The sequence below is a fragment of the Streptomyces sp. NPDC127177 genome, assembly GCF_042672475.1.
GTDB lineage: Bacteria > Actinomycetota > Actinomycetes > Streptomycetales > Streptomycetaceae > Streptomyces.
Window position 1 is genome coordinate 1 of sequence record NZ_JBHXUW010000061.1, and the last position, 23,605, is coordinate 23,605.

A 23,605-nucleotide genomic window follows, 5' to 3' on the forward strand; every position below is an offset into this window, starting at 1 on the left:
GTCGCGGGGCACGCGCCCCGCGACGGACGTCCGGTCGTTCCGGAAGCCGCCCCGCTCCGCGCCCGAATCGCACGACGACCGCACGACGTCCAGCTGGCGCCTGTGCGGTCGTTCCGGCCTCGGGTGGTCCCGGCCCTGCGCAATCACGTCCGTGCGTCGTCCCGGCCGTGCGGTCGCCGCGGCCGCGCGGTCGCCGCGGCCGCGCGGCCGCCCCGGCCGCGCGGTCGCCCCGGCCGCTACAGCGGCGCGGTAGGGGCGGCGTCAGGCGGAGGTGCGTTTGCGCGGGGCGCTCTTCGTGCCGCTCCGCTTCTTCGCCGTGGACTCCTTCGCCGTGGACTTCTTCGCCGTCGAGCTCTTCGCCGTCGAGCTCTTCGCCGCCGAGTCCTTCGCCGTGGACTTCCTGGCGGTGGTGCTCTTCGAGGCCGTCTTCTTCGCGCCGGTCCCGCCGCTCGGCGCGCTCTTCTTCGCGGCCGTCCTCCCGGACCCCGCCGTGGACTTCTTCGCCCCGGACGAGCCCGGCGACGAGCCGGACCTGCCGGCCGGGGCCCCGCGGGTGCCGCCCTTGCGGTCCGCGATCGACGTGACCTTCGCGTCCTGCGCCTCGCCACTCCTCTCGGGCTCGCCACCCCCCTCGGCCTCGTCCCCGCGGGCCTCCTTGGCGGCGCGGACGCTGCTCTCCAGGGCCGCGACCAGGTCGATGACCTTGCCGCCGCCGGAATCGTCGGGCGCCGCCGTCCGGGGCACCTCCCCGGAGGCCTTGGCCGAGACGAGCTCCTCGACCGCCTCCCGGTAGTCGTCGTGCAGCGAGTCCATGTCGACCTCACCGAGGGTGTCCATCAGGGCGTCGGCCAGGTCGAGTTCGGCGTCACGCACCTTCACGCCCGCGTCGGGGGCGACGCCCTCCGGGTCCCGGATCTCGTCCGGCCAGAGCAGCCCGTGCATCGCGATCACGTCGTCGACCACCCGCAGCATCCCGAGCCGCTCCCGGCCGCGCAGCGCGAATTTGGCGACGGCGGCCTTCCGGCTCCGCTTCAGCGCCTCGCGCAGCAGCGTGTACGGCTTGGTGGCGGGGACCCCGTTGGCGGAGAGGTAGTAGGCCGTGCCCATCTGGAGCGGGTCGATCGAGTCGGCCGGCACGAAGGCGACGATCTCGATCGTCTTGGCGGTGGGCAGCGGCAGTGAGCCCAGGTCCTCGTCGGTGATCGGGATCATCGAGCCGTCGGCGTCCTCGTACGCCTTGCCGGTCTCGGCGGCGGTCACCTCCTCGCCGTCCAGCTCGCACACCTTGCGGTAGCGGATCCGGCCGCCGTCGGTGAGGTGGATCTGGCGGAAGGAGACCGAGTGGTTCTCGGTGGCGTTGACCAGCTTGACCGGAATGCTGACCAGCCCGAACGAGATGGCGCCGTTCCATATGGACCTCACCGGTCACCCCTTAGATCCCTCGTGTACCTATAAATCCGATTTACATGTGATTCTTATCGTATGTCGCCTATCACTGAGGTGGAGGGGCGGCGCCTGACGCTCAGCAATCTGGACAAGGTGCTGTATCCGGCCACCGGGACCACCAAGGGCGAGGTGCTGCACTACTACGCGGCCACGGCCGCCGAGGCGCTGCTGGCGCATCTGCGGGAGCGGCCCGTGTCCTTCCTGCGCTATCCGGACGGTCCGGACGGGCAGTGCTTCTTCACCAAGAACCCGCCGCCCGGTACGCCGTCCTGGGTACGGACGACCCAGGTGCCGCACCGCGAGAACGAAGGGGCCGACCAGATCGTCGTGGGAGACCTCGCGACGCTGATGTGGGCGGCCAATCTGGTGGTGGAGTTCCACACGCCGCAGTGGCGGGCCGATACCCCGAAAGTGGCCGACCGGCTGGTGTTCGACCTGGATCCCGGGGCGCCCGCGAGCGTCGTGGAGTGCTGCGAGGTCGCCCTCTGGCTGCGGGAACGCCTGGCGGCGGACGGTCTGGAGGCCTACGGGAAGACGTCCGGGTCCAAGGGGCTGCATCTGCTCGTCCCGCTGGAGCCCACGGCCTCCGAGCTGGTGTCGGCGTACGCGAAGGGGCTGGCCGTTCAGGCGGAGCTGGAGCTTCCGGATCTGGTGGTGCACCGGATGAAGCGGGCGCTCCGGCCGGGAAAGGTGTTCGTCGATTTCAGCCAGAACGCCGCTGCCAAGACGACCGCCACCCCCTACACCCTCCGCGCACGGGCCGAGCCGTCCGTCTCCGCGCCGGTCACCTGGGCGGAGATCCAGGAGTGCCGCAGCCCCGGGGAGCTGGTCTTCCTGGCCGGCGACATGGAGGAGCGGCTGGAACGGTACGGGGATCTGCTCGGCCCGCTCAACGAACCGGGCCGGGGGCGTCCGGTTCCGGGTACGGCGTAGCGGGCCGCGCCGTCGCGGGCCTGGGGCATACCGCACCGCCGCCTTTGTTGTCATGTTCAACGGCAAAAGGCTGCATGTGGCGGGTGGATTGTCGGAGCGGTGGTGCACACTCTGCGCAGACACTGCTTCGTGATGGCGCGTGGGGAGGCGATGGCGTGTTCGCGGGGATCGACGAGGTCGACTGGGCCTCGATGGAGCATGCGTACGGGCCTGCCGATGATGTGCCCCAACTCCTCCAGGGCCTCGCGTCCGCCGATCCGGCGGAGCGCGAGGGGGCGCTGGACGGCATGTACGGGGCCGTCCACCACCAGGGCGACGTCTACGCGTGCACGCTTGCCTGCATCCCCTTCCTCTTCGAGCTGGTGGTGGATCCCGCCGTCCCGGACCGGGGAGGCATCGTCGAGCTGCTCACCAGCATCGGCGGCATCGACCTCGACGAGGACGACGAGGACGAGATCGACGAGGACGAGATCGAGGGAGCGGCCAACTACGCGATGGCGGCGGCGGCCGTCACCGCGGGCGCCGGGGTGTTCTTCGCCCTGATGGCCGACGACGACCCGGGCGTACGGGTCTCCGCCCCGCTGGCGCTCGCCACGCTGCACGGCCACCCCGCGCGGGTCCTGACGCTGCTGCGGGACCGGCTTGCGGTCGAGCCGGACGAGGAGGTGCGGCTCGCGCTGGTCGAGGCGGCGGGCCGGGTCGCCCTGCGCCACCGGCCGCTGACCGACCAGATCGCCGACTGGCTGAGCCGGCTGGCCGCGGAGTCGTATCCACCCGGGCTGCGGCTCGCGGCGCTCGCCCAGCTGGCGCGGTGCGCACCACAGGCGCTGCCGGGCGATGTGGTGCGGGTGGTCGCGGGGCTGCTGCGGCAGCTGCGATCGGCACCCTCGGAGCCGGGGAGCCGGCCTGCCGAGGCGCCCAGCGAGCCGGAGCCGGCCCCGGACGGGGAGCGGGCGGCGCCGGTGACGCTGGTGGGGCAGCTGCGGGCGCTGTCGGCCGAGGAGAGCGCCGGACGCACGGCGCCCTGGACGGCCGATCTGCTGCGGACCCTGCATGTCGGCCTCGACGACCGGGTCGCGGAGCGGACGGCGCTGCTGACCGACCAGCTGTGCAGCCCCGACCGCTGGCAGCGCATCGACGCGGTCCGGATGAGCAGCGGGCTGATACGGGCCTGGCGGGGCTCCTACGGGGAGCTGGTGCGGCTGGTGGGCGAGCAGCTCTGCGCGGCCGAGCCGAGGCTGGCCGAGGCCGCTTCGCACGTCCTGGAGGAGCTGTTCGGACTGGCCGCACCGGCGGCGGACGCGCTGGCGGCCCGGGTCGCGGCGGACCCGGGCGCGTGGGTGAAGGAGTGGGCGAGCGGGCCGCCGGGGCTCGGCAGCGCGGTGAAGGCCCTGTCCCGGCTGGGTGACGCCCGTGCGGTGCCGGTGCTGGCCGCTGCGCTGGAGCGGCCCGAGGTGCCGCACGATGTGGGCTTCGCCATCGGATATCTGGGCTCGGCGGCCCGTCCGCTGGCCGGCGTGCTGCGGCGCAGGCTAGGCGAGGTGGACCTCGACGAGGGGGCCTACGACCGGGCGAGTCCGCTGCTGGCCGGGCTGACCGCGCTGCGGGCGGGTGAGGCGGCGCCGGAGGTGCTGCGGGTGCTGCGCGGGGCCCCGGAGTACCGCGGCGAGTGGCTGCGGACGGCGGCGCTGCGGGCGCTCGGCTCGTTCGGGCCCGCGGCGCACTGTGCCGTGCCTGAGCTGCGGTCGCTGATCCGGCGCCCCGGCACGGCGGCGGCCACGGAGGCCGCCGAGGCGCTCTGGGCGGTCGACCGGGACGCCGCCGCCGTGCTGCCGGTGCTGATCGAGGGGCTCCAGGCGGAGCACGCGCACGAGCGGCGGTCGGCGGCGAGCGCGCTGGGCCGGCTCGGCGCGCAGGCGGCGGTGACCGCTCCGCGGCTGCGGGCACTGCTGCGGCACGAGGAGCTGTGGCTGCGGGTGGACGCGGCGATCGCTCTGTGGGAGGTTTCCGGACGGGCCGAGGAGTCCGTTCCGGTGCTCCTGGCGGCCTGGGAGCAGAACCGCCATGTCAGGGTTCGGGTGGCCGGATGTCTGGCGCGGATGGGGGTGGCCGGTGCGGGGACGGACGCGGAGCACGTGCTGCGCGCCGAGCTCGCCTCCGTACGCCGTCACAACGCGATGGACGGCGGCTACGGCAGCCACGACACGTACGAGGACGAGAAGCTGCTGGCGCTCTGCCGCCGGGCGCTCATGGGTAATTCGGGGAAGGGACCCACAACATGATCATTTTTGGTACGCGAGGCTATCTCTACCAACTGGCCGTCATGACGATGGTCTGCGGCTGGTGCGGGAACCCGTCCGCGCACACGCTGCGCAAGCGGGTCACGAAGTTCACGCTGTTCTTCGTGCCGCTGTTCCCGTTCTCGACGAAGTTCGCCACCCAGTGCACCTTCTGCGGTGGTGAGCAGCGGATCCCCAAGGAGCAGGCCGAACAGCTGCTGGCCCAGCACGCGGCGTCGCAGGACGGCAACCCGTTCGGCCCGCCGCAGCAGCCGGGTTTCGCGCCGGGTGCGCAGGGCCAGGGCCAGAATCCGTACCAGCACTGAACCCGCGCTGAACCCACGTCAGTACTAAATACGCATAAGAGACTTCCTTCCGAATATGGTCTACGGAGCCGGGGCCGTGCATGGGCACGCGCCCGTCGGCTCGACCGACTGTCGGGAACGGAGGAAGCCATGCGTCCGCAGCACCGGGCGGGGGCCGGCGCGACGGCGGTGCTGGCCGGGGTCGCGCTGCTGGCCGGCTGCGGCACCGGCGGCGAGCTGAAGAGCGCCGGACGGGCCCCGGCCGCCATCGGCCCGGCCCGCCTCTGGCCGGAGCTGCCGCCCGCCTCCGCCGCCCCGTACGACTACGGCGAGGGCGAGACGGCGCACATCCCCGGGATCACGGTCCCGGGCGGCGATGTGCACCGGCTGGATCCGGTGGCGGTGGTGCAGGCGGGGCTGAAGGCCCGCCCCGACCGCTCCAGCGGTACGGACGAGCTGCCTGCCGCCACGGTCCGCCGGATCGAAGCCTGTCGCACCGAGCCGGGCGCCTGCCCGGTGCTCGCTCCGTACTACCGCGATCTGACGGGCGACGGCTCGGACGAACTGGTCCTGGCCATCGAGCTGGCCGACCGCCAGCTCTCCGTACGCGTCTACATGCCGGAGCCGAGCGGGCTGACCCGGATCATGTCGACGTCGGACGCGGTGATCAGCGTGGAGCTGGCCGGCCGCGACCTGATCATGCGCGCCCCCTCGGCCATCACCGGATACGAGTACCGCACGGCCTGGTCCTGGGACAGCAGGCAGCGCGCCATGCTCCCCACCCAGGACGGCATTCTCCGCATGCCGCCGCAGCCGGAGCCGGACCGGCGGCGCACGCCGAGCACGCGGCCGTCCCCGCGGCCGAGCGAACTCCCCTCCGCCCCGCCCACGACGGCGCCGGGCAGCGCGCCGCCGACCGCCGCACCCACCGCCGCACCCTCGGTCACCGTGTCCGCGGAGCGCCGGTGAGCCGGCGGCGGGCGCCGGCCGCCCCGGCCGGGCGCAGACCGCGGATGCCCGCCTGGACCGCGACGCTCGCCTGGAAGTCCGCGGTCTTCCTGACCGTGATGTGCTGCGTCCTCGCCGCCCTGCTGGGCGTGCTGGTGCACACCGCCGTCACCCGGCAGACGGTCGGTCACGCCCGCGAGAAGGCCCTCGCCCGGCTGACGGACGCCACCGCCGCCTACGAGGCGGGCGAGCCGCTGCCGCCGCGTTCCGGCCTCGACCCGCCGGGGCTGCCCGCCTCGCTGCGCGCCCTCGCGGTGGGCGGCGAGCGGGGCACGATGGTCTCCGACCACCTCGGCCGCCCGACGATGTGGGCGGCCGCCCCCGCCGACGGGCACGCGCTGGCCACCCAGAGCGACTACAGCCAGAGCGCCCGCACGATCAACGGCCTGGACGGGGCGATCATCGGCTCGTCGCTGCTGGCCATCGGCGCCACGCTGCTGGTCGGCGGATTCGCCGTCACCCGGGTCACCCGCCGGCTGCACCAGACCGCCCGGGTGGCCCGCCTGATCGGGGCCGGTGATCTCGACGCCCGGGTCGACGACCCCCGCACGGCCGACCCCTCGCGGCCGCAGGACGAGGTGGCGATCGTCGCCGGCGCGCTGGACACGATGGCCTCGACGCTCCAGCGCAAGCTGCAGACCGAGCAGCGCTTCACCGCCGATGTGGCGCACGAGCTGCGCACCCCGCTGACGGGTCTGTCGGCCGCCGCCGAGCTGCTGGCTCCCGGGCGCCCCTCCGAGCTGGTGCAGGACCGAGTCCGGGCGATGCGCGCCCTCACCGAGGACCTGCTGGAGATCTCCCGCCTCGACACCCGTACCGAACAGGTCGACCTGGCCGTGCACGAACTCGCGCCGCTCGTGCGGCGGGTGGTGTCCGCCTCGGGCACCGACACCGAGGTCCGGGTCGACGGGGACGGGCCGCCGGTCCGCGTCGAGACGGACAGGCGGCGGCTGGAGCGAGTCCTCGGCAATCTGATCAGCAACGCGCACCGGCACGGCAGAGGACCGGTCGTGCTGACGGTCGACGGGCCGGTGGTGACCGTGCGCGACCACGGCGACGGCTTCCCCGGCTATCTGACCGCGGGCGGTCCGCAGCGCTTCCGCACCGAGGGCGACAGCAAGGGCCACGGCCTGGGACTGACCATCGCCACCGGGCAGGCACGGGTGATGGGGTCCCGGCTCGACTTCGAGAACGCGCCGGACGGCGGTGCGGTGGCCCGGCTGACACTGCCGGAGTACGTGCGCTCCGAGGAGGAGCCACCGCCGCCCGGCGCGGGGACCTGACGGCCCGCCACCCATGAACCTCCGCACTATGACATAAGGGAAATACACCCCACCTCTTGCTACGTTGCGTGGCATGACCGCAACGACAGCGGACGCGCCCCCGCCCGAACTGCGCCTGCCCAAGCGGCGCGGCGTGGAACTCTCGCTCCTCATCGGGGCCGTCCTCATCTCCGTCTACGGCTATGCCGCCGTCGGTCTGGCCAGGAACGACGCGGTCCCGCCCGATGTCGCGGGATACGGCGGCGGCCTCGGGCTGCTCGCCCTGCTGGCCCATCTCGCCGTCCGCTTCCGCGCCCCGTACGCCGATCCGCTGCTGCTGCCCATCGCCGTCCTGCTCAACGGCCTCGGCCTGGTGCTGATCTACCGGCTCGACCTGGAGACCCCGAAGGACCAGGCCGCGACCACCCAGCTGGTCTGGTCCACGCTCGGCGTCGCCTTCTTCATCGCGGTGGTGGTCTTCCTGCGCGACCACCGAGTGCTCCAGCGGTACGCCTACCTCTCGGTGGCCGCCGCCCTCGTCCTGATGGTCGTGCCGATCTTCTTCCCCGCGGTGAACGGCGCCAAGATCTGGATCAGGGTCGGCGGATTCTCCTTCCAGCCGGGCGAGTTCGCCAAGATCCTGCTCGCCGTCTTCTTCGCCGCCTACCTCGCGGCGAACCGCAACGCCCTCGCGTACACCGGCCGCAAGGCCTGGAAACTGCAACTGCCCACCGGGCGGGTGCTCGGTCCGATCGTGGCGATCTGGCTGTTCAGCGTCGGGGTGCTGGTCCTGGAGCGCGATCTGGGCACCTCGCTGCTCTTCTTCGGCCTTTTCGTGATCATGCTGTACGTGGCGACCGGCCGGACCGGCTGGATCGCCGTCGGGCTGCTGCTCGCCGCCGTCGGCGCGTTCGTCGTCGGCTCCTTCGAACCGCATGTGCACAGCCGGGTGCAGGACTGGATCGACCCGTTCGCCTCCATCGACGCGGGCCGGGGGCCCAGCCAGCTCGCCCAGTCGCTGTTCGCCTTCGCGGCCGGCGGGATGCTCGGCACCGGGCTCGGGCTCGGCCACTCCATCCTCATCGGCTTCGCCGCCAAGTCCGACTTCATCCTGGCGACGGCGGGCGAGGAGCTGGGCCTGACCGGGCTGACCGCGGTCTTCATGCTCTACGCGCTGATGGTGGCGCGCGGCTACCGGACCGGGCTCGCCCTGCGCGACTCCTTCGGGCGGCTGCTCTCGATCGGCCTCGCCTCGATCCTGGCCCTCCAGGTGTTCGTGATCGCGGGCGGGGTGATGGGGCTGATCCCGCTGACGGGCATGGCGATGCCGTTCCTCGCCCAGGGCGGTTCGTCCGTGGTCACCAACTGGATCATCGTGGCGCTGCTGATCCGGGTCAGTGACCAGGCCCGCAGACCCCGTCCGGACCAGGTGGAGACCGGAGTCATCGCCCCGATCCTGGAGGACGAGCTGTGATCCCGCACCCGACGGCCGAGCGGCGGGGGGCCCGGACATGATCCGCTACATCCGGCGCGCCGCCGCCTTCTGTCTGCTGCTGCTGGTGGCGCTGCTGCTGAACGCGGCCCGCGTCCAGGTCTTCGAGGCCCCCTCGCTCGACGCCAACTCCGCCAACCGCCGGAACACGATCGACCGTTACGACCAGCCGCGCGGCAACATCCTGGTCGGCGGCAGATCCGTCACCGGCTCGAAGGACACCGGCGAGCAGCTCGCGTACGAGCGCACCTACCACTACGGCCCGCTGTACGCCCCGGTGACCGGATACGCCTCACAGACGTACGGCACCACCCTGATCGAGAACGCCGAGGACTCGGTCCTCTCCGGTACCGACCCGATGCTCGCCCCACTCCCCTTCTGGAACGAGATCACCCGCAGCCGGCAACCGGGCGGCGATGTCGTCACCACCGTCAGGGACTCCATGCAGCGCGCCGCCTACCAGGGGCTCGGCGGCCGGCGGGGCGCCGTCGCCGCCGTCGAGCCGACGACCGGCAAGATCCTGGCACTGGTCTCGACGCCCTCGTACGACCCCGGGCAGCTCTCCGGCACCGGTTCGTCCGTCACGGACGCCTGGCGGCAGCTCAACTCGTCGCGCAGTCAGCCGATGCTCAACCGGGCCATCCGGCAGACCTATCCGCCCGGCTCCACCTTCAAGATCGTGACGGCGGCGGCCGCGCTGGACGCCGAGGTCGTCACCGATCCGAACGAGGAGACCGACACCCCCTCCCCGTACGTCCTGCCGGGCACATCGACCACGCTGCCCAACGAGGCGAGCGGCTGCGCCAAGGCCTCGCTGGCCGAGGCGATCCGGGTCTCCTGCAACACCGTGATGGCCCATCTCGGGGTGCGGGTCGGGCTGGACGGCATGGTGGAGGCGGTGGGGAAGTTCGGCTTCAACGACACCGGCCTGAAGATCCCGTCGGGGGTGGCGAAGAGCAACTTCGACACGGACATGAGCGACGACCAGCTGGCCCTGTCCTCGATCGGCCAGTTCGACACGACGGCGACCCCGCTCCAGATGGCGATGGTGGCATCGGCCGTCGCGAACGGCGGCGACCTCATGTACCCGCACCTGGTGGACCGTACGACCAAGCACAGCGGGTCCACCGTCCGCACCGAGGGATCGCGCACCTACCACCGGGCGATGAATCCGCAGACGGCGACGCGGCTGCGGCAGATGATGATCGACGTGGTGCAGGACGGCACCGGCACCAACGCCGCCATCGACGGGGCGACGGTCGGCGGCAAGACCGGCACGGCCCAGCACGGCATCGACAACACCGGCACGCCGTACGCCTGGTTCATCTCCTGGGCGCAGGCGGACGGTTCGGCGAGGCCGGCCGTCGCGGTCGCGGTGGTCGTCGAGGACGCCGCCGCCGACCGGGCCGACATCAGCGGCGGCGGCAGCGCCGCGCCGATCGCCCGTTCCGTCATGGAGGCGGCCCTGGAAGACTGAGGCCATGACGGCTTCCAGGGACGTGCCCGGGGCGCTGGCCGCGATCGGGCGGGCGGACCCCCGCCTCTGTGCCTTCCTCGATGTCTGGCACGAGGAGGCGATCGCCCGGATGCCCGGTGCGGCCGGGCTCCCGCTGGCCGGGCTCCCGTTCGCGGTGAAGGGCCCCACCGGGATCCGTTCCTACGCCGCGCGGCGGCTGGTCGCGGCGGGCGGCGTCCCGGTCGGCTCGACCTCCGTGCCCGGCCCCGGCACGTACTGGAAGACCTGGGGTCTCGGCGCCCACGGCCGGACGGTCAACCCGTGGCGTCCCGACCGGACACCGGGCGGCTCATCCGCGGGTTCGGCCGCGGCGGTCGCGGCGGGCCTTGTCGAGCTGGCGACCGGGAGCGACGGGGCCGGTTCGGTGCGCATCCCGGCGGCCTGGTGCGGGGTGTTCGGGCTCAAGACCACCAACGGCCTGCTGCCCTCCCCCGACCGCTCGGGGCTCGCGTCCGCCGGCGTGCTTGCCCGGTCCGCGGCGTCGGCGGAGACCTACCTGCGCTGCGTCCTGGACCCGTACGAACCGGCCCTGACCGAGCTGCCGCTGCGCGCCGCCTACAGCCCGGACCTGGGGTACGCGGACGTCGACCCGGAGATCGCGGCGGTGGTCCGGGACGCGGTACGGCGGCTGACGGCGGCCGGGGTCGTGCGGCTCGCGGACGTGGACTGCGAACTGCTCGACCCGGTCGCGGTCTGGCAGGCGGTGCGTGGCGGAACGGCGAAGGCGCCCGATGAGGAGATCCGGCGGGAGAACGACCGCCGGCTGGACGCCTTCTTCGCCGGTACGCCCCTCCTCCTCACCCCGGTCACCCCGAACCGCCCGCACGGCCACGAGGGGCCGGGCGAACTCTTCTCCACCGCACTGACCTGGGCGTTCAATCTGAGCGGCCATCCGGCGGCGAGCGTCCCCGCGGGATTCACCCCGGACGGCTGCCCGGTCGGACTGCAACTGGTGGCAGAACGCGGCGCGGACGTCCGGCTGCTCGGGATGGCGCGTGCGGTGGAGGGCGTGCTGAAGGGAGTGCTCCCGGCGCCATGGATCTGACGGCCGGTGGCCGGGCGCCGGCAGCCCCGGCCGGGTCAGCCCGCCCCGGTGGCGCCGCCGATGGGCTTGCGTGATTCGGCGCGGACCCGGGCGGTGTACAGCGCCGCCTTGTCCAGGTCCACCTTCTCCGGGGCCTGGAGCGCCGTCGCGGGAGTGACGACGGCGACGAACGACGCGGTGTTGTCGTCACCCCAGGCGCACATGGGGATGGTGCTGGTGAGCGCACCCTCCTTGGACCGCACGACCTGGCAGGACACGGTGATCCCGTACCCGTCGGGGGTGAACTCGCGGGCGGGCACGGCGATGGTCATGCCGTCCGTCCCGGCGGCCCCCTCAAGGATCTTGTCCCGGGTGAACTCCGGCCCCTTGATCCGTCCCCACAGTCCGGAGACGACCAGGGTGCCGCCGTCGGACGAGGTGTACTGGGTCACGACGGCCTTCGCATCGCGGATGCTCGGGTCGTAGGTCTTCTCGATCTCCCGCCCCTGAGTCGCGGAGGAGTCCTTGAGCAGCGTGTACTCGTCGTCCAGCAGCTTCTTCGGCACCGTCAGCCGGTACTCGGCCTCGGGGAAGTCCCCGGCAGCCACCGATGACACGGAGTCGAGCAACCGGGACACCCCGAGCGCCAGGAAGCAGGCCGCCACCAGGGCGCCGACGGAGACCCCGACGATCAGCCCGGTCCGGTTCCGCCGCGGTGGCGGCCCCTGCGGAAACCCGAAGGGCGGCCCCTGCGGATAGCCGAAGGGCCGCGGTCCGGGTACCGGCCGCTGCCCGCCGTACGGGTCCGGCTGCGGCGGCCCGTAGGGGCCCGGGGGTGGTCCGTACGGGCCCTGAGGGGGCGGCGGCGTGGTCATGGCGCCCAAGTTACGTCATGCGCACGAACGCGGATTCGAACGCTGGGACGGACGGGATCAGTTCAACGGCTCCCGGCGCCGGAGCCACCCGCCGGGCACCGCGTCGACTCCCACGGCGGCGCCGACGACCCCGCCGGTGATGGCGCAGGTCGTGTCGACGTCCCCGAATCCCTCGGCCGTCGCCCAGAGCGCGGCCTCCAGATCGTCCGGGTGCCTGGCGGCGGTCCACAGGGCGAAGGGCACCGTGTCGTCGGCGCGGATGCGCTTCCCGCTGCCGAGCAGATCGGCGGCCCGGTACGGCTCGACGGCGAAGGGCACCCCGGCGGCCCGCTCCAGGCCGTCGCGCACCGGCCCCGCGGGGGTCCGCTCGACGACCGCGGGCAGGGTGAACTCCCCTCGCACCGCCAGTGCCGCGGCGACCGCGACCGCCACCGCGCCCGCGATTCCCTCGGGATGGGCATGGGTGACCTCGGCCTGCGACGCGGCCTGTTCGGCCGCGTGGCCGACGTCCCGGTGGAAGCGCGCCCCGAGCGGCGCGACCCGCATCGCGGCGCCGTTGCCGAGGCTGCCGCCCTCGAACAGTTGGGGCGCCGGCCTCCGCCATTCGCCCGGTGACGTCAGCAGCGCGGGTAGCAGCATGTGCATGCCGTGGCCGTAGCCCCGCGCCTGATCGGCGTCGAAGGCCGGCGCGAAGTAGAGCGCGAGCCGGTCCTGGTCGACCTGGCCGCAGTCGTCGATGACGCGCTGCAGTGCACGGGCCATGGCGGTGTCGTCGGTCCAGGGCCAGACCGGTTCCGGCGGCGTACGGCGCGCCCTGACCTCCTCGTACGCCTGGCGGGGCGTGCGGAAGAGCGGGAACCACCGCTCCCCGAACGCGTCCCCGAGCGCGAGTCCTTCGAGGCTGCGGCGGGCGGCGGCCGGGTCTTCCGCGACAGCGTTGGAGGCCATGGCGGCATCCTCCCGCTGTTGTCCCGGGGCCGTACAGCGGTTATCCGCCGCGGCGCGTCCCACCGGACGGGTGTGATCCTGGTGCCATGAGCGAACAGCGCGGCTTCTCCGTCGTCCACCGGCCGCGCACGGCTCCCGTCTCGGACGGCCTGCCCGGGCTGCTGGCCGACTACCACCTGCGGACCGAGGAGGAGAAGGGCCGGCCCGTCGCGGACGTCGACGCGCTGCCCGACCGGTACCGCGCGGAGGTCGAGGACCCGGCAGGGTCGTTCGCCGACGCCGCCGTGCTCGTAGCACTGGACCGGGCGCGTGCCATCGGCTGCCTGGTGGTGACGGCCCCCGTGCACGGGCGGTCCCCCGGTCACCGCGGCCGGGGCGTCGCCTCCGCCCTGCTCGACGCGGCGCTCGACCGGGCCGCGGTGAGCGGGGCGGACGTGGTGCGGCTGTCGGTGTGGCAGTGGCGCACGGGGGCCGTCGCGCTGTACGAGAGGTTCGGTTTCGCCGTCACCACGTCCTGGGACGAGCGCGCGGACCTGGTGTGCATGGAACGCGCGGTTCGGGGCGCCTCGCCCGGTGCGGAACGCGGCCGCTCATAGGCCGTTGGCGCTGTGACGCGCAACGGTGGCCGGTCCCGAAGCGGTCGCGGCCCGGTCGATGGCGGCCGACGGATACGGCGTCCGCTTGCTCACGGTCAGCAGGCTGCGGTGGAAGCCGTCCAGGACGAGGGCGGGCGCGGCATGCCGGTCGATGACCGCGGCGGTCTCGGGCGGGACCCCGTCGGGCCGGTCGCCCGCGATCCAGGCGCGCAGGAAGCCTGCGTCGCGCACACCGTCGAACAGGTGGTGGCGCAGCAGATGGCCGGCGACGTAGTGGCGGTCGTAGGCGAGGTGGCCGGCCAGGAACGCCGACTCCTCCTCGGAGAGTTCGAATCCCGAGCTCAGCGCGAGGCCGAAGTCGGCGAAGCGGATCGACCGGCCGTCGGTCAGGAGGTTGTCGAAGTGGGCGTCGAAGTGCACGAATCCGCGGGAGCTCATGAAGTCGGCGCAGCGGGCCAGGGCCGCGTCCAGCCACGCGTACGGTGGGCTCTCCCCGCCGCAGGCCGCCTCGTTACGGCGTTCGCCCAGCCAGGCCGCGAGGGTGTGCGGTACGTGTTCCAGGAAGAGCACCAGGCTCGCCGAGGACCGGCCGATGGCCTCCAGCCGGTCGCGGACGGCCGGGGAGCCCTCCCAGTGGGCCACGGCCCCGTCGATGCCGCCGAGTTCGTCGGCGAAGTTCCGCGGGGCCGAGTCGGGCAGGACCCGCCAGTGGTACATCAGCGGGAAGTCGGGGCAGTCGTCGGCCAGGACCCAGCCGGTGGTGATGATGTGCGCGGCCAGCTCACGCCAGGCACCGAAGCCGGCCGAGCCCACCCCGTACTGGTAGAACGTCGGCAGCCCGAAGAGATTGGCGGTCGACCGCACGTTTTCCGGGCGTAGTTCGAGGTCGGTCAGCGGCACCCGTTTGACGAAGACCCGGGCGCCGCCCACGTCCAGCTCCGCCGATCTGCCGCCCATCCCCGACCCCAGCGGGGTGGCCGCCAGGACGGCTTCCCCGAGCCGCCGGTCGCTCAGCAGCGACAGCCGGGTGGACACCGAACCGTAGGCGGCCAGGCGGTCGAGGTGGAGCCGGTCCGGGCGGGGCGCGGCCGGGGCGGCTCCGTCATCGCTCTCACGCATACGGGCGACCCTACTCATCGCTCCCCGGCACCGCCCAGGTTCAGGAGGCCGATGCTGCCGCCCCGCCGCCCTCCGCTATCGCGTCCGCGACCTCCGCGACCCGTGCCTTCTCCTCGACCTCGAAGCGGTCGCGGTCCAGCTGCTCGGCTATCTCCTCGTCCTGGGCCATCAGCAGGTCCAGGCTGGAGTCGCCGAGTTCGAGCACGCCCATGTCGACGTACGCCTTCTGCAGGCGCTCGCCCCACAGGCCGATGTCCTTGACGCACGGGACGATGCGGCTGAAGAGCAGCTTTCGGAAGAGCTGGAGGTACTCGGAGTGTTCGGAGAGCTCCTTGGCCTCCTTCCTGGGGATGCCGAAGTTCTCCAGCACCTCCACCCCGCTGAGCCGGTCGCGCATCAGGTAGCAGCCCTCGATGACGAACTCCTCGCGCTCGCGCAGTTCCGCGTCGCTCAGCTGCTTGTAGTAGTCGCGCAGCGCCATCCGGCCGAAGGCCACGTGCCGGGCCTCGTCCTGCATGACGTAGGCGAGGATCTGCTTGGGCAGCGGCTTGGTCGTGGTGTCGCGGATCATGCCGAAGGCGGCCAGGGCGAGGCCCTCGATGAGGACCTGCATGCCCAGGTAGGGCATGTCCCAGCGGGAGTCGCGCAGGGTGTCGCCCAGCAGGCCCTGGAGGTTGTCGTTGACCGGGTACAGCATCCCGATCTTCTCGTGCAGGAACCGCCCGTAGATCTCCGCGTGCCGGGCCTCGTCCATGGTCTGGGTCGCGGAGTAGAACTTGGCGTCCAGATCGGGGACGGACTCCACTATGCGTGCCGCGCAGACCATCGCGCCCTGCTCGCCGTGGAGGAACTGGCTGAACTGCCAGGAGGTGTAGTGCTTGCGCAGCTCGCCGCGGTCCTTCTCGGTCATCCGCGCCCAGTGCGGGGTGCCGTACAGGGTGAGGGCCTCGTCGGGGGTGCCGAGCGGGTCGGTGGGGTCGACCTCCAGGCTCCAGTCGATGCGCTTGTTGCCGTCCCACTGCTTGTCCTTGCCCTTCTGGTACAGGGCGAGGAGCCGTTCGCGGCCGTCGTCGTAGTCCCAGCTGAAGCGGGCGGCACCCGAGGCGGGCACCGTCCACAGCGGCTGCTCGGGGGCGGTGGTGTAGAGGTCGTGGGTCGACACGGACGGCTCCTTCGCCTCGCATGCTCCGACAAGTCACCTGTCGCTTGGCTCAGTTGGCAGGTTCACACGCTGGTAGACGCCGGGTCAACAAGTCGTGCGCAAGGGATTGACGACCTTGCTGACAGACGGTCTCATAAGAGGTGACCGTCGGTAACCCAGGTGTGAGGTACCTCCAGCCATGACGTCAGTGACCGAACGCGATGTGCAGCTCCTCCGCGACGCACTCGGCCCGCTCCGGGACCGCGAACAGATCGCCGAACGACTGCTGGAGGCCTCGGCCAAGCACTCCTTCGACCCGAACAAGGAGCTCGACTGGGACGCGGCGGCAGAGGACGGCAAGTGGTTCTGGCCGCCCGAGCTGGTCTCCCTCTACGACACCCCGATGTGGCGGCGGATGTCGCAGGAGCAGCGGCAGGACCTCGCCCGGCACGAGGCCGCCTCACTGGCCTCGCTGGGCATCTGGTTCGAGATCATCCTGATGCAGCTGCTGGTGCGGCACATCTATGACAAGCCGGTGGTCAGCAGCCACGTCCGCTACGCCCTCACCGAGATAGCCGACGAGTGCCGGCACTCGATGATGTTCGGCCGGATGATCACCTGGGGCGGGGCACCCTGCTACCCGGTCCCGCGCCGGTACCACAACCTCGCCCGGGTGCTGAAGACCGTCTCCACCACGCCCGGTTCGTTCGCGGCCACCCTGCTCGGCGAGGAGATCCTCGACTGGATGCAGCGGCTGACCTTCCCCGACGAGCGCGTCCAGACCCTGGTGCGCGGGGTGACCCGCATCCACGTGGTCGAGGAGGCCCGGCACGTCCGGTACGCCCGCGAGGAGCTGCGCCGCCAGATGGTGACCGCACCGCGCTGGGAGCGCGAGCTCACCCGGGTCAGCTGCGGCCAGGCGGCCCGCGTCTTCTCCGTCTGCTTCGTCAACCCGCAGGTGTACGAGAACGTCGGCCTCGACAGCCAGGAGGCCGTGGCCCAGGTGCGGGCGAGCGGGCACCGGGCGGAGGTCATGCAGTCGGGAGCCAAGCGGCTGACCGACTTCTTCGAGGACATCGGGGTCCTCAACGGGGTGGGGCGCAGGCTGTGGAAGAGCTCGGGCCTGCTCGCCTGAGGGTGACAGCGCTTAGGCTGACGGGTATGACCCCTGCCGCAGCCGCGCCGCCGACCCGTGCGTACCGAAGGCTCAGCGTCGAGGAGCGGCGCACCCAGCTCCTCGGTGCGGCACTCACCCTCTTCGCCCACCGGGCCCCCGACGAGGTCTCGCTGGACGAGGTGGCGACGGTCGCCGGGGTCTCCCGGCCACTGGTGTACCGCTACTTCCCCGGCGGGCGGCAGCAGTTGTACGAGGCGGCGCTCAGGTCCGCCGCCGAGGCACTGATCCTGTGCTTCGCCGAACCGGCCGTGGGTCCGCCCACGGAACGGGTGGTGCGCGTCCTCGACCGCTATCTCGCCTTCGTCGACGAGCACGACGCCGGCTTCAGCGCCCTGCTGCGCGGCGGCAGCGTCGCCGAGACGTCCCGTACGAGCGCGATCGTCGACGAGGTGCGGCGGGCGGCGGCCGACCAGATACTCCTGCACCTGGGCCGGGGCGCGGGCGGCAGCGACCCCGGGCCGCGGCTGCGGATGATGGTGCGCACCTGGATCGCGGCCGTCGAGGCGGCCTCGCTGATCTGGCTGGACGAGGAGAAGCAGCCGGCCGCCCCCGAACTGCGCGACTGGCTCGTCGACCAGTTCATCGGACTCCTCGCGGTCACCGCGTCCACCGACCCGGGAACCGCGGCCGCGGTGGCCGAACTGCTGCCGCTGGAGACCGCGGCGGGCCCGGCCGGCCGGCTGGCGGAGCGGCTGATCCCGGTGGTCGGCGAGGCGGCCCATCTGCTGCCGCCCGGCTGATCGGTCAGACTGGGGCGGTGAGAAGCGAGAACGTCCCCTTCACCGGCGGCCCCCTGGACGGACGGGTGCTTCCCGTGCTCGTCGGCCCGACCGGCCACCCGCCCAAGTGGTACGAGGTCCCGGTCCCGGACGCCGAGGGCGGGCCCGCCACCGTGTACGCGTACCTGCGGGCCCCGGCCGGTTTCTCCAAGCGGCTGGGGATCCAGCGGGGCTGGGTGTACGAGTACGCCCCCGACGGCCGTGAGCGGCACAGTCCCAAGTGGCCCTGGTCGAAGCCGAAGTGATGCATATCGGGTGAAATAGGTCGTGGTCGGCCGTTCGGTCTAAGATCGACGATCTGGTCCGAGGACAGTCGCCAGGACGGTCATAAGGGGGTGCGCCATGGAGGCGCTGCGTCAGGACGATCCACGCCGTTTCGGCCCGTACACGACGCTGGCGCGTCTGCGGGAGACGGCCTCAGCGGTGCAGTACCTGGCGCGCGGCGGGCCCTCGCAGGAGCTCGCCGTGATCACGTCGGCGCGGCCCGCGCTCGCCGCGCTGCCCGCGTTCCGGCGCCGCTTCCAGGCGGAGTCCCACACCGCGGAACGACTGGCCGGCGGCTGGGTGGCCGAGCAGCTCGACACCCGCACGGACGGGCCCGAGGACGCCGACCTGCTGTGGACGGCCTCGGCCTACGTACCGGCGCTGACACTCGCCGAGGCGATCGAGATCGCCGGGCCGCTCCCCGAGAGGGCCGTGCGGATACTGGGCGCGGGTGTCGCCGAGACCCTCTCCCGGGTGCACGCCACCGGAGCCGTGCTCCAGGGCCTCGCGCCCAGGACCGTGCTGCTGGCCGGGGACGGACCGCGGCTCACCGCCTTCGGCCCGCTGGGCGCGGCGGCCGACGCCGAGGCGCGGCCCGGCGGACAGCTCTCCGTACGGCTCGGCTATCTGACCCCGGAGCAGGTCGAGGGCAAGGAGGCCGGACCGGCGTCCGACCTCTTCGTACTGGGCCTGCTGCTCGCGTACGCGGCGACCGGCAGCACCCCGCTGGCGGACGGCCCGGTGACCGAGGCCGCGGAGCGGATCGCCCACACCGACCCGGAACTGGCCGCCGTTCCGGACGCGTTGCGCGATCTGGTGGCCCGCTGCCTGGCGAAGGACCCGGCCGACCGGCCGACGGCGGGTGCGGTGGCCGCCGAACTGGCCCTGGAGGGCGCGGCCGGGCTCGCCAAGGGGGCCGACTGGCTGCCGGCGTCGCTGTCGGCGTCCGTGGCCGGACAGCGTGCCCGCGCCGAGGCGCTGGAGACCCCGCCGCCGGCCGATGAGGAGCACACGCCCCCGCAGGACGCGGCGGGCCCGGCGGTCGCGTCCGGCGCCCCGGCCGAAGCCGAGGCCCCGGACGTGCAGGACGTGCAGGACTCCGTGGTGCCCGCGGCCCCGCCGGGCGCCCCCGTGCCCGCCCGGGACACCCGGACCGCCCAGTTCGGGATCATCGACCACGACGCTCCTCGGCCCGACCGGGCGACGACCCATCTCTCGGTGCCGCGCGAACTGCCCGGCGCCCCGGTCGCACCGGCTGCCCTGCCTCCCGGGCCCTACACGCCGCAGGCCCTGCCCGTGCCCGCGCAGGCGCTGCCCGTGCCCGCTCCCGCTGCGCTGCCTCCCGCCGCGTCCCCGGCCCCGGCTGCCTCCGGGCGCGCCGCGGTCGACCGCCGGACCCTGCTGATCGGCGCCGCCGCCGGAGCGGCCGGGCTGATCGTCGGGGGCGGCGGGATGCTCGCGCTGGGGGCGGGCGACGACTCGAACTCCACCGACGACGCCAAACCGGCCGCGAGCTCAGGCGGGACCACCGTCCCCGGACTGCCGCCCCGGCCGCACTGGATCCACACCCACCCGGCGGCCTCGCCCGACCCGCTCACCGCCGCCACCTGGAACGACCGGCTGCTGGTGATCACGGACGACACGCACGCGTCCGCCGTCGACCTGAACACCGGGCGCCGGATCTGGGAGAGCGCGGACGCCGCGAAGGGGCAGGCGGCGCTGGCGGCCGGCAAGGAGTTCGTCTTCGTCGCGGGCCCGACCGAGTTCCTGTGGCTGTCGGCCGAGGACGGCCGGGTCGCCCACCGGGTCCCGTACGCCGACGGGTTCGCCGACGCTCCGTACCTGGCGGTGCGCGCGCTCGTCGGCTCGTCCGGCTCCACCCTCTGGTTCACCGGCTCGACCAAGGCCACCGTGAAGGCCCCCAAGCCGAAGAAGGGCAAGAAGCCCGGCAAGGACAAGCAGGTCGTCAAGTCGTATCTGTTCGGGTACGACATCGAGCAGCGCAAGGAGCTGTGGCGCACCTCCGTGCCCAACGCCCGCGGCTCGAACGCGCCGGAATACCGGATGATCGCGATCCGGCCCGACGACATCGTCGTACGCCAGGACCGGCTGACGCTCACTCCGGCGGACGTGAAGGCCGCCAAGGGCAAGGGGGTCTTCCGGAGCTTCGACCGAAGCACCGGCAAGCCGAAGTGGACGGAGACGTTCGGCACCGTGACACCCGCCGGCGGGGCGACGGGCGATGCGGACGGTCTGCTGTACGCGGCGGTCGGCAGCGACCTCCGGGCCTTCGCCACACCCGACGGAAAGCCGAAGTGGACGCTCAACGGCGACGACGACTCCTTCTTCGGCAACTCGGTGGAGTCGGGCACCCTGCTGCACACCACCAACCGCAACCAGGAGGTGGGCGCGGTCGACCGGGAGACCGGACAGCTGCGCTGGCGCCGCTCGACGGAGGGAACGCGAGAGTCCCGGTCCCCCGTCATCACGGTCAGCAGCACCGGAAAGACACTGCTGGCGGCGGGTTCGAGCCAGGTCACCGCGTTCGCGGCGGCCGACGGGCGACGGCTGTGGAAGTTCCAGGACATCGGCGAGCAGGACCCCAAGGGGGTCACCGTCACGGCCCCCTACAACGTGATGGCCGCCGGGAAGAACGCGATCGTGCAGCGGGAACGCGTCTTCTACTCCTTCCCCGTGACCTGACCCGACCGGTCCGGTCCAGTCCGGGCCTGACCAGACCTGACCCGACAAGGCCGTGACCGAGCGGTGGGGCGGCCCCGCCCCACCGCCTTCCGGGGGAACCCGCCCGCCGCCACACCGCGCGGTCCTTGCATCACCTGACGGCGAGTGAGCGTATGGAGGCATTGCGCTCACTTATGGGGTAGTCCCACGATTCACCCCGTTATCGGAGGTGATGTCGTGTCCGGCGGAGTCCTGCACTCGCTCTGCGCCACGGCCCTGGCCGCCGTCGTCGTGACCTCGCCGGCCGCGCCGGCCGCGGTGGCCGCCCCGTCGCCCCTTCCCGCCGGACCCGGCACGCCAGCGGCCACCGGCACCGCGGACACCGGCGTCGCCACCCTGCTGAGCGAACTCCAGAAGCTGTACCAGCAGGCCGAGGAGGCCACCGAGACCTACAACGGCACGGCGGCCGAGCTGAAGAAGCGGACGGCCGACGCGAAGAAGCTGGACGCCGCCCTCGTCACCGCCAGGCTCTCGCTCTCCCGCAGCCGCGACGCCGCCGGGCAGCTGGCCCGCGAGCAGTACCAGGGCCGTTCCGACTTCTCCTCGTACCTGCGGCTCCTGCTGTCCCGCGACCCGGGACAGGCCCTGGACCAGGGCCAGGTGATCCAGCGGCTGGCCGCCGGACGGATGGCGGCCGTGCAGGGGCTCACCGGCGCCGAGAAGCGGGCCGACGGCCTGGCGAAGAAGTCACGCAAGGTGCTGGACGAGCAGCAGGTGCTGGCGGCGCGGCAGAAGAAGGACCGGGACGCCGTGCACAAGCGCTTGAAGGAGGTCGAGGCGAAGCTCGCCACGCTCTCCGCGGACCAGCTCGCCGAGCTGTCCGGCCTCGAACAGAAGGACACGGCCAAGGCGCAGGGCGCCCTGGCCGCCTCGGGTGCGCTGTCCTCGACCCGGCCGCCCTCCGAAGCGGGCGGCGAGGCGGTCAGGTACGCGGTCCGGCAGATCGGAAAACCGTACGTGTGGGGCGCGGAGGGGCCGGGCTCGTTCGACTGCTCCGGACTCACCTCGCAGGCCTGGGCGAACGCCGGCCGCCCCATTCCGCGCACCTCGCAGGAGCAGTGGCGGCAGCTCCAGAAGGTGCCGGTGAGCGCCCTGCGCCCGGGTGACCTGGTGATCTACTTCCCGAAGGCCACACACGTGGCGCTGTACATCGGCAACGGACTGGTGGTGCAGGCACCCCGGCCCGGCTCCCGGGTGAAGGTCTCGCCGCTCGCGTCGAACCCGCTGCTGGGCGCTGTGCGGCCGGACCCGGACAGCGCCCCTCTGCGTACGTACAGCCCGCCGGAGCTCCCACAGGGGGCGTCCGACGGCTCGGACGAGGGCTACAGCGTCTCCTCGGCGCCCGAGGAGTGACGGCTGCCGCACGCACGACGGCCGGGCCGCGGCCTGCCGGTGGTTCCGACGGGCCCCGGCCCGGCCGGTGCGTTTCGCGGGTACGGCGGGATCAGGCGGCCGGGCCGGCGACCGACGCGAGGTACGCGTTCGTCTTCTCCGGCTCGAAGAAGAAGTTGTCGAAGTCCGCCGGGTCGTTGAACCCGTTGGCGAAGCGGTCGGCGACCGGCTGGAGCTGGCCGGCGGCGCCGATCAGGTTCAGCACGTGCTCCGGCGGGGCGCCGAGCATCGCGTTCGTCCACTTGGTCACGTGCTGGGCGGTCTCCCAGTAGCGGTCGAACGTGGACTGCATCCACGCCTCGTCGAACTCCCCGTCGCCGTGCTCGATGATCGAGTCCAGGTAGGCGTTCGCGCACTTGGACGCGGAGTTGGAGCCCTGCCCGGTGATCGGGTCGTTGGCGACGACCACGTCCGCGACCCCGAGCACCAGGCCGCCGCCGGGCAGCCGGCCGATCGGCTTGCGGACGGTCGGGGCGTAACGGCCCGCCAGGGTTCCGTTGGCGTCGGTCAGCTCGACCTTCGTGGCGCGTGCGTACTCCCACGGGGTGAACCGCTCCATGAGCTCCAGTGTGAGGGCGAGGTGCTCCGAGGGGTCCTTGACGCCCTGGAAGACGTCGAGCGGGCCACCCGGCACGCCCTCCCAGAACAGGATGTCGGCACGGCCGGACGTGGTCAGGGTCGGCATCACGAAGAGCTCGCCGACGCCCGGGACCAGATTGCAGCGGACCGCGTCGAAATCGGGGTGCTCGGGCCGGGGGCCCATGCCGTGGACGTACGCGACGGCCAGGGCGCGCTGCGGGGCGTCGAACGGCGAACGGGCGGCGTCCCGGCCGAACATGGAGACCAGCTCGCCCTTGCCCGCCGAGACCATCACCAGGTCGTAGGTGCGGGAGAAGAAGTCCAGGTCCGAGACAGCCGCACCGTGGATGACGAGCTGTCCGCCGCGCTGGGCGAAGGTGTCCATCCAGCCGGCCATCTTCACGCGCTGGTCCACGGACTGGGCGAAGCCGTCCAGCTTGCCGACCCAGTCGATGGCGCGCGAGGAGTCGGGCGCGGCGACCGAGACACCGAGGCCCTCGATGCGCGGGGCCTGGGACTCCCAGAAGTTGAGCTGGTAGTCCCGCTCGTACTGGAGCGCGGTGTGGAACATGCACTGGGTCGACATGACCCGCCCGGAGCGGATCTCGTCGGCGGTGCGGTTGGACATGAGGGTGACTTCGTACCCTCTGGACTGCAGTCCCAGGGCGAGCTGGAGCCCGGACTGGCCGGCTCCGACTATGAGTATCTTCCGCATCGCGGTTCTCCGT

Annotated in this window: 20 protein-coding genes; 14 read left to right on the forward strand and 6 right to left on the reverse strand. The window is 72.7% G+C overall.

The genetic code is table 11. The features are described from left to right. Positions 1–261 precede the first annotated feature (261 nt). Positions 262–1,422 carry a Ku protein gene (locus tag ACFVJX_RS29380; RefSeq protein WP_384133410.1) on the reverse strand — a complete coding sequence of 387 codons (1,161 nt, stop codon included), beginning with the start codon at positions 1,420–1,422 and terminating at the stop codon, positions 262–264. A 60-nt stretch (positions 1,423–1,482) separates the two neighbouring features. Here ACFVJX_RS29380 and ligD point away from each other — a divergent pair, with 60 nt between their 5' ends. The 8 genes from ligD (at position 1,483) to ACFVJX_RS29420 (ending at position 11,286) form a co-directional block, all read left to right on the forward strand. Then, the gene (ligD, locus tag ACFVJX_RS29385) at positions 1,483–2,379 is read left to right on the forward strand and encodes a non-homologous end-joining DNA ligase (RefSeq protein ID WP_384133408.1); all 897 of its coding nucleotides are present in this window, start codon (positions 1,483–1,485) and stop codon (positions 2,377–2,379) included. 155 nt (positions 2,380–2,534) lie between these two features. Next, on the forward strand, positions 2,535–4,661 hold the full coding sequence (locus ACFVJX_RS29390) for a HEAT repeat domain-containing protein (protein ID WP_384133405.1): 2,127 nt from the start codon (positions 2,535–2,537) through the stop codon (positions 4,659–4,661). Further along, positions 4,658–4,984, forward strand: coding sequence for a zinc-ribbon domain-containing protein (locus ACFVJX_RS29395; RefSeq protein WP_384133402.1), 327 nt, complete (start codon positions 4,658–4,660; stop codon positions 4,982–4,984). Before ACFVJX_RS29390 ends, ACFVJX_RS29395 begins: the two co-directional genes overlap by 4 nt. 129 nt (positions 4,985–5,113) lie before the next feature. Continuing rightward, a complete protein-coding gene (locus ACFVJX_RS29400) occupies positions 5,114–5,932 on the forward strand; it encodes a hypothetical protein (RefSeq protein WP_384133399.1) in 819 nt (272 codons plus the stop codon). 44 nt (positions 5,933–5,976) lie between these two features. Continuing rightward, positions 5,977–7,254, forward strand: a complete 1,278-nt coding sequence (locus ACFVJX_RS29405; protein WP_384133396.1) for an ATP-binding protein — start codon at positions 5,977–5,979, stop codon at positions 7,252–7,254. Positions 7,255–7,327: 73 nt separating this feature from the next. Continuing rightward, positions 7,328–8,707: an FtsW/RodA/SpoVE family cell cycle protein gene (locus tag ACFVJX_RS29410; RefSeq protein WP_384133393.1), complete on the forward strand. Its 1,380-nt coding sequence runs from the start codon at positions 7,328–7,330 to the stop codon at positions 8,705–8,707. 37 nt (positions 8,708–8,744) lie between these two features. After that, positions 8,745–10,202 (forward strand): peptidoglycan D,D-transpeptidase FtsI family protein, encoded by a 1,458-nt coding sequence (locus ACFVJX_RS29415; RefSeq protein ID WP_384133390.1) that lies wholly within the window; start codon positions 8,745–8,747, stop codon positions 10,200–10,202. Positions 10,203–10,206: 4 nt separating this feature from the next. Further along, positions 10,207–11,286: an amidase family protein gene (locus ACFVJX_RS29420; protein ID WP_384133387.1), complete on the forward strand. Its 1,080-nt coding sequence runs from the start codon at positions 10,207–10,209 to the stop codon at positions 11,284–11,286. A 35-nt stretch (positions 11,287–11,321) separates the two neighbouring features. Here ACFVJX_RS29420 and ACFVJX_RS29425 read toward each other — a convergent pair whose 3' ends face one another. Both ACFVJX_RS29425 and ACFVJX_RS29430 read right to left on the reverse strand, forming a co-directional pair. Further along, complete coding sequence (locus ACFVJX_RS29425) at positions 11,322–12,140, reverse strand: hypothetical protein (protein WP_384133384.1); 819 nt, start codon at positions 12,138–12,140, stop codon at positions 11,322–11,324. 57 nt (positions 12,141–12,197) lie between these two features. Next, positions 12,198–13,088, reverse strand: a complete 891-nt coding sequence (locus ACFVJX_RS29430; RefSeq protein ID WP_384133381.1) for an ADP-ribosylglycohydrolase family protein — start codon at positions 13,086–13,088, stop codon at positions 12,198–12,200. 86 nt (positions 13,089–13,174) lie between these two features. Here ACFVJX_RS29430 and ACFVJX_RS29435 point away from each other — a divergent pair, with 86 nt between their 5' ends. Beyond that, complete coding sequence (locus ACFVJX_RS29435) at positions 13,175–13,684, forward strand: GNAT family N-acetyltransferase (protein ID WP_384133379.1); 510 nt, start codon at positions 13,175–13,177, stop codon at positions 13,682–13,684. Here ACFVJX_RS29435 and ACFVJX_RS29440 read toward each other — a convergent pair. Together ACFVJX_RS29440 and ACFVJX_RS29445 are read right to left on the reverse strand one after the other, a co-directional pair. Continuing rightward, positions 13,679–14,803, reverse strand: a complete 1,125-nt coding sequence (locus tag ACFVJX_RS29440) for a protein kinase family protein (RefSeq protein ID WP_384133377.1) — start codon at positions 14,801–14,803, stop codon at positions 13,679–13,681. The two genes, ACFVJX_RS29435 and ACFVJX_RS29440, sit on opposite strands and share 6 nt — an antisense overlap. Positions 14,804–14,843: 40 nt before the next feature. Beyond that, a complete protein-coding gene (locus tag ACFVJX_RS29445; RefSeq protein ID WP_384133374.1) occupies positions 14,844–15,965 on the reverse strand; it encodes a ferritin-like domain-containing protein in 1,122 nt (373 codons plus the stop codon). A 178-nt stretch (positions 15,966–16,143) separates the two neighbouring features. On the opposite strand from ACFVJX_RS29445, the gene ACFVJX_RS29450 reads away from it, so the two are divergent. The 5 genes from ACFVJX_RS29450 (at position 16,144) to ACFVJX_RS29470 (ending at position 22,259) form a co-directional block, all read left to right on the forward strand. Further along, complete coding sequence (locus tag ACFVJX_RS29450; protein WP_384133371.1) at positions 16,144–17,079, forward strand: diiron oxygenase; 936 nt, start codon at positions 16,144–16,146, stop codon at positions 17,077–17,079. Positions 17,080–17,105: 26 nt separating this feature from the next. Then, positions 17,106–17,861, forward strand: a complete 756-nt coding sequence (locus ACFVJX_RS29455) for a TetR/AcrR family transcriptional regulator (RefSeq protein WP_384133368.1) — start codon at positions 17,106–17,108, stop codon at positions 17,859–17,861. A gap of 17 nt (positions 17,862–17,878) precedes the next feature. Then, positions 17,879–18,145: a hypothetical protein gene (locus ACFVJX_RS29460; protein WP_384133365.1), complete on the forward strand. Its 267-nt coding sequence runs from the start codon at positions 17,879–17,881 to the stop codon at positions 18,143–18,145. A gap of 97 nt (positions 18,146–18,242) precedes the next feature. Next, positions 18,243–20,867: a PQQ-binding-like beta-propeller repeat protein gene (locus ACFVJX_RS29465; RefSeq protein ID WP_384133362.1), complete on the forward strand. Its 2,625-nt coding sequence runs from the start codon at positions 18,243–18,245 to the stop codon at positions 20,865–20,867. A 216-nt stretch (positions 20,868–21,083) separates the two neighbouring features. Further along, a complete protein-coding gene (locus ACFVJX_RS29470) occupies positions 21,084–22,259 on the forward strand; it encodes an NlpC/P60 family protein (protein ID WP_384133359.1) in 1,176 nt (391 codons plus the stop codon). A gap of 91 nt (positions 22,260–22,350) precedes the next feature. Here ACFVJX_RS29470 and ACFVJX_RS29475 read toward each other — a convergent pair whose 3' ends face one another. Next, positions 22,351–23,592, reverse strand: a complete 1,242-nt coding sequence (locus tag ACFVJX_RS29475) for a styrene monooxygenase/indole monooxygenase family protein (protein WP_384133357.1) — start codon at positions 23,590–23,592, stop codon at positions 22,351–22,353. Positions 23,593–23,605: the final 13 nt, after the last annotated feature.

Coding starts and splice junctions, on each gene's coding strand:
- ACFVJX_RS29405 (WP_384133396.1), top strand. CDS start 5,977: ATGCCCGCCTGGACCGCGACGCTCGCCTGGAAGTCCGCGGTCTTCCTG.
- ACFVJX_RS29425 (WP_384133384.1), bottom strand. CDS start 12,140: ATGACCACGCCGCCGCCCCCTCAGGGCCCGTACGGACCACCCCCGGGC.
- ACFVJX_RS29395 (WP_384133402.1), top strand. CDS start 4,658: ATGATCATTTTTGGTACGCGAGGCTATCTCTACCAACTGGCCGTCATG.
- ACFVJX_RS29420 (WP_384133387.1), top strand. CDS start 10,207: ATGACGGCTTCCAGGGACGTGCCCGGGGCGCTGGCCGCGATCGGGCGG.
- ACFVJX_RS29440 (WP_384133377.1), bottom strand. CDS start 14,803: ATGCGTGAGAGCGATGACGGAGCCGCCCCGGCCGCGCCCCGCCCGGAC.
- ACFVJX_RS29475 (WP_384133357.1), bottom strand. CDS start 23,592: ATGCGGAAGATACTCATAGTCGGAGCCGGCCAGTCCGGGCTCCAGCTC.
- ACFVJX_RS29400 (WP_384133399.1), top strand. CDS start 5,114: ATGCGTCCGCAGCACCGGGCGGGGGCCGGCGCGACGGCGGTGCTGGCC.
- ligD (WP_384133408.1), top strand. CDS start 1,483: ATGTCGCCTATCACTGAGGTGGAGGGGCGGCGCCTGACGCTCAGCAAT.
- ACFVJX_RS29435 (WP_384133379.1), top strand. CDS start 13,175: ATGAGCGAACAGCGCGGCTTCTCCGTCGTCCACCGGCCGCGCACGGCT.
- ACFVJX_RS29455 (WP_384133368.1), top strand. CDS start 17,106: ATGACCCCTGCCGCAGCCGCGCCGCCGACCCGTGCGTACCGAAGGCTC.
- ACFVJX_RS29415 (WP_384133390.1), top strand. CDS start 8,745: ATGATCCGCTACATCCGGCGCGCCGCCGCCTTCTGTCTGCTGCTGCTG.
- ACFVJX_RS29410 (WP_384133393.1), top strand. CDS start 7,328: ATGACCGCAACGACAGCGGACGCGCCCCCGCCCGAACTGCGCCTGCCC.
- ACFVJX_RS29430 (WP_384133381.1), bottom strand. CDS start 13,088: ATGGCCTCCAACGCTGTCGCGGAAGACCCGGCCGCCGCCCGCCGCAGC.
- ACFVJX_RS29465 (WP_384133362.1), top strand. CDS start 18,243: ATGGAGGCGCTGCGTCAGGACGATCCACGCCGTTTCGGCCCGTACACG.
- ACFVJX_RS29450 (WP_384133371.1), top strand. CDS start 16,144: ATGACGTCAGTGACCGAACGCGATGTGCAGCTCCTCCGCGACGCACTC.